Consider the following 4,829-nt stretch of genomic DNA (forward strand, 5'->3'; position numbering starts at 1 on the left):
TTAGCGTTCGGCGCCACCCTCGTGACGTGGGACATCGGCTGGCAGACCGCTTCCGGTGTCAAGTACTCGACCGTGGCCACGGCCGGCTGGGGCTACGACGACATCAAGTTCGACGTCGACCCCTCGGCCGGCCCGGACGGGATCAAGGGGATCACCGGAGTGGACGAGATCCATCTGTCCACGATCCACATGTGCTCCTCGGCCGGAGGAGGAGAGGCACGCGAAAGCCGTCGTGGGCCAGGCTGGAGGTTCCCCGGCGTGTGAGAGGCCGGGTAGGCCATTCTCTATCCAGCGCATTAGGCTGAGAAAACGTCACACTCCTTGAGTGCACGGAGAGTTAGCGTCACTTTCAGGTCACCTCGGCCTTGAGGTGCGCTCTCTCCACAGCTCCGTTTTGCCGCTCAGGGTGAGGAATGCTCCCTATCGGACACCTCGACCTCTTCCAACAGGGCAAGTGAGGTCACAGGCCAAGCAGGGACCGGATCTTTCGCTCTGCACGTTCCCCCATCCGTCCTTGTGAGGCCGAGGATCTGATGTGATCTACCTGACGTTTGATCACGTGCGTCCCGACATGCCGAGCGCGCCCATTTCCCGACTAGTTGATTGATGCACGTGTCCTGAAAGCAACTTCAGAGGGGTTGCTTTTCCTGTCAGGGTCCTGCCGTTCGTGCGACTCCGCACAGACGTTTGAGTTGACCCATGAGGAAGGGCACTGCACTTCGTGTCGCCATCCACACGATCCATCCCATCAAGACGCAGAAGAGGCAGCCAAGTTGCGGCAGCAGCCGCATTGCTGCTGATCGCCGAGGCGGGAAATCGCCAATACGGGCCAGGCCGCCGCGGCTTCTGGCCCTGACCGCAGCACGTCTGCGGAAGCCGCCCAGACTTACAAGGCTGACGCTCGCAAGGCCGACGCCAAAAAGGCCGCTCGGCACGCCAAGGGCTCGAAGGAGTGGGCGAGACTCGAGGCGCGGAAGACCGGCAAGAAGGTCGTCGCCTCTGACGAGACGACGGCCACCTCGTACACCGTGGCCAACCCCGACGGCACTCTCACCACCGAGCTGACCTCCGGACCCGAGCGGGTCTGGCGGGCCGGTGCGTGGCGCAAGGTCGATGCCACGCTGACCAGGGCCGCTGACGGCACGGTGAAGGCGAAGGAGCATCCCAACGGGCTGCACCTGGCCGGCAAGGGCGGCACCGCGCCGCGTTCGCTGGCCGCCGCCCGTGACGCCGCCCCGCGTGATCTCGTCACGCTGGGCAGTGGTGAGCAGGCCGTGACGCTGCAGTGGAAGGGTGTTCTTCCCGCGCCGGAGCTGGACGGCACCACTGCTCGCTACCCGGAGGCCGTACCGGGCGCCGACGTCATCGTCGAGGCGACGCGGACCGGCTTCGAGCAGTACGTCGAGATCAACGAAAGGCCCTCCGGCGCCTATTCGTACACGCTGCCGGTCAAGGCCAAGGGGCTGAAGGCCAAGGCGAACAAGGACGGTTCGGTGACGTTCACCGACACCGAGACCGGTGAGCGGCGCGCGACGATGCCCGCCCCCGTCATGTGGGACGCCTCGGTGGACAAGCGGTCAGGCGAGCACACCCGCCGGTCCCGCGTCGCCATGAAGGTCGTGAACAAGGGAACCGGCCGCATCGACCTGGTCGTCACGCCAAGCGCGGAGTTCCTCGCCAGTCCCAAGACCCGGTACCCGGTCACGGTTGACCCCTCGACCTCCGCCCTGGCGTCCACCTTCGACACCTACGTGCAGCGCGGTGAAACAGTCGACTGGTCGGCCGACACCGAACTCGACTTCGGTAACCCCGGCACCACCAACGCCGACGGCACCACCCGCGTGGCCCGGTCCTTCGTCCACTGGAACACCACGCCGATCCAGGACGCGTTGATCATCGACACGAACCTGGCGCTGTGGAACTTCCATTCGGGCAACACCGACTGCGCCGCCCAGGCGTGGACCGTATGGGACACCACCGAGGCGTCCACCTCGTCGCGTTGGACGAACCAGCCCACCTGGAACAAGCAGTACCACTCCTCGACCCAGACCCGCGGCAACCCGGACTGCACCGCCACCCAGCCCGACGGCTGGATCAACGCAGACGTCGACACCCTCGTGCAGACCTGGGCCTCCGCGAAGGCGACCCGCGGCTACATGGGTCTGCGCACGGAGACGGACGACACCCGTGCCTGGAAGCGCGTCAACTCCGGCAACGCGACCGCGAACCAGCCGAAGCTGACCGTGACCTACAACTACCGTCCCTCCGACGGAACGGCGCAGCAAGCTGGTCCGCCCTTCAAGACCTACAACGGTGTGTGGGCCGTCAGCACCCTCACACCAACGCTGAGGGACCAGTTCGCCGACGCGGACGGCGACAAGGTCAGTGGTAGCTTCCAGGTCTACGACGCGGAATCCAACACGCCGATCACGACTCCGGCCGGGGACGGCGTGCTTGTGTCCGACTTCGTCACACCCGGCGAGTGGGCCACCGTGACGGTCCCCGAGGGGCAGCTCGTCGACGGCAAGATGTACAAGTTCCGCACCAACGCCTACGACACGGCACCCACTACAACATGGGATGGTCCCCGTGGCGGACGTTCGTCGTGGAGACCGCCGCCGCCGGCGTCCCCACCAGTCTTCAGCCGGCCGACACCTACACGATCAACGATCCCCGCGCTGATCGCCGACCCCGCTCAGGTTGAGCAAGTCCTGAACAGGGACGGGAATCTGGACGCGCTCAACATCAAGCCGCGCACCGGTCCGTCCGCTGAGCAGCCTGCCGCAGCCACGTCCGGTACCTCCAGCAGTGCTGCGGCCGGCACGGCACAGGGGCCGGCCGTCGGGACGATGGCTGCCTGGGAGCGCACCTACACCGTTCCGAGTCAGCGCTTCAACCGCGGCCGCAAGCCCGAGAACAACGGCCAGGATCCCTACGAGTACATCGCCGATGTCGACGAGTGCCACGACGCCGACGACTCGGACAACGCATCGGGGTGGATCAAGAACCGGTTCTCGTACTGCCAGGAGACTCTGACGGTCATGCCGGCGATCAGGTGCGGTCTGTGGCCCCCCGGCTGCTATCTGCAGGGCACCTTCATCTCGACCAACACCCTCATCGGTCGAGGACAGATCGGCGGTCTGGGTGACAGCACGCTGACCCGGTTCGCCGAATTCGATTTCAATGTGGACGTCTTCCTCTCCAGCGGAGACTTCAACAAGGCAGGCGCCAAGTTGGAAGCGAAACTGGAGTGCGAGGGAGACTGGGACATCGGAGTTCCGGGCAGCCCCACGGCGGAGGACGCCTGCCAGCCTGGCGTGTACACCGGCCGCAGTGACTCGCCCAGCCAGTGGAAGTACAACGGTGACACGAAGTTCGACCTGTGGTCGCTGGCGCCCAGGCTGCCCGACGTCGCCAACGGCGATCAGATAGCCACGGGTCTGTTCACCCCGGTCCTCAAGTTCACGATCCCCGGGTACTCCCAGGTCATTCCTTCCGAGGGTGAGCAGGGAGAGGTCCGCTTCGATAGCGCCGCCTACAACGTGCGGGCGAAGGTGGGTTCCGTCTTCCCCGACGCGACGCCCGCCCTGCGCTACGACCGCAGCGACACGTCCGATCCGAGTGCTCCCGTGGAGCCGTACATCGGAGTCGCCGCTGTCGCGGACCACATCGGCGACGCTCTGGACGACCCGAGCAGCACCTATCCGACGAAGAGCGAAAAGAGGCTGGCCGGGGGGAGTGCCCTGAATCCGATGCACCGCCTCGTGCCCGGGTTCGGGTTGAACGAGCAGGAGCGTTACGACGCCAACCGCTCCGTGGTCTCCTCCACATGTAACAACGCCGCCGTTCCGGGCCGGCCCACGGCGGGAGAGCAACGCGACTGCGACGAGTTCCCCTTCGCCTCCAGCTATCAGGGGGCCGCGCGCTACCAGTACGAGGGGGATGCGTACCGCGACGACTTCTCCGTCCGTTACATCGACTCAGACGAGAACCAAGAGGCCGGGCGGCGTCTCGGCTCCTGGTACGACAACGACCGGATTCTCAGTCATGACCCGTTCATAGTCGTCATCGGCGACTGACCGGACCTCCGGTCTCGAATGATCGTCATGCGGGGCCGCTCCATCGGGGCGGCCCCGCTTTTCCCTTACTCTTCCACGATGCCTTCACTGCCCGTGATGCGCCAGATTTGGACCAGGCAGTACTGATCCGCGCCGTTCAGTTTCTCCTCGTGTCTCAGGGGCATGGGCAGGGGTTCGCGAATTCCCGCCAGTGGAGAGGTGAAAGCCCCGCCTGCAGGATTGAATATCCATTGCCATCGCATCCGGTACAAGCCGGACGAGGGCAGGATAAGGGGGGTTTCCTTCTGCCCGCCGTCGATGGTTTCCAAGGCAAGATCACCGCCGGGAAGCTCCACCTCCACCTCTTCCGTACCGGACCACTCCTCATCGTCCGGCGGAGGGACGGTTGACCAACTCTCCAACCGCACGGACGTCCGGATCACCTGGGGCGGCACCTGCAAATACACCATGCCAGGGGCAGAAAGGAGCCATTGCGAGCGATCCGAAGGGGGTGCATACGTATCGATACTCGTGTCAACCAGACCGAAGATGCGGTAACTTGGGGAAACCGTGCTTTCGTGGAAATCCAACAGCCTGCTCATGGGCACCTCACACGTGATTGATTGAGTCGCGAGCAGCATAATGCCCGGCGTCTGCCGACCTGATTAGGGACTCCAAAGGCCCCACGGAGCCATTCGTCTTCGTCCAGCCGGTGTGGAGTGCAGGACCAGCCGGTGGTGGTGCCGGCTGGTCGTGGGTGCACGCAGTTAG

General features: G+C 65.0%; 2 protein-coding genes and 2 pseudogenes. 3 read left to right on the top strand and 1 reads right to left on the bottom strand.

All coding sequences use genetic code 11. The features are described 5' to 3' along the window. From ACFW6P_RS31925 to ACFW6P_RS31935, 3 genes and pseudogenes are all read left to right on the top strand, one after another. Positions 1 to 264: pseudogene (locus ACFW6P_RS31925) on the top strand (hypothetical protein); the annotation flags it as partial. Between the two features lie 526 nt (positions 265 to 790). Further along, positions 791 to 2,653: pseudogene (locus tag ACFW6P_RS31930) on the top strand (DNRLRE domain-containing protein); the annotation flags it as partial. A 196-nt stretch (positions 2,654 to 2,849) separates the two neighbouring features. Next, entirely contained in the window at positions 2,850 to 4,079 is a 1,230-nt protein-coding gene (locus tag ACFW6P_RS31935; protein ID WP_386425759.1) for a hypothetical protein, read from the top strand. Positions 4,080 to 4,144: 65 nt separating this feature from the next. Here ACFW6P_RS31935 and ACFW6P_RS31940 read toward each other — a convergent pair whose 3' ends face one another. Next, positions 4,145 to 4,660, bottom strand: coding sequence for a hypothetical protein (locus ACFW6P_RS31940; protein WP_386360073.1), 516 nt, complete (start codon positions 4,658 to 4,660; stop codon positions 4,145 to 4,147). Positions 4,661 to 4,829 lie beyond the last annotated feature (169 nt).

Source organism: Streptomyces sp. NPDC058741 (assembly GCF_042746715.1).
Lineage (GTDB): Bacteria > Actinomycetota > Actinomycetes > Streptomycetales > Streptomycetaceae > Streptomyces.

Excerpts from the sequence above, each read along its gene's own strand:
- ACFW6P_RS31935 (WP_386425759.1), top strand. The coding sequence starts at position 2,850 with ATGGCTGCCTGGGAGCGCACCTACACCGTTCCGAGTCAGCGCTTCAAC.
- ACFW6P_RS31940 (WP_386360073.1), bottom strand. The coding sequence starts at position 4,660 with ATGAGCAGGCTGTTGGATTTCCACGAAAGCACGGTTTCCCCAAGTTAC.